The following is a 242-nucleotide window of genomic DNA, read 5'->3' as shown; positions in this document are numbered from 1 at the left end:
GCTTCAAAACGGCAGGATCGAGCTGCAGTGCCTCAAACTCGCCCCGAATGCGCTCGCTCGTCTCGAGGGAGGCAGCCTCTCGTGTGGCAAGTTGCTGGAGCCGCTCCAGTTGTTTTTCAAGCTGTTGCTCGATTTCCTTGGGAACTGCGGCGATCTCGTCAAATTCCGCCAGTCCGGCCAACTCGACATCGACATCGGTCAGAAGCGGTTCGAGCGTCCGTAGGTTCTGTAGAAGATCAAGA

Annotated in this window: 1 protein-coding gene; it reads right to left on the bottom strand. The window is 57.0% G+C overall.

All coding sequences use genetic code 11. The features are described from left to right. Positions 1-242 (bottom strand): hypothetical protein (locus AF337_RS12800; protein ID WP_152971042.1); only part of this gene is annotated, 242 nt, incomplete at both ends.

It is taken from the genome of Rhizobium ecuadorense (assembly GCF_001187535.1).
In the GTDB taxonomy this organism is placed as follows: Bacteria; Pseudomonadota; Alphaproteobacteria; order Rhizobiales; family Rhizobiaceae; genus Rhizobium; species Rhizobium ecuadorense.
Note: the sequence above shows the minus strand (reverse complement) of the source record. Positions and strands in the feature narration are given on the sequence as shown.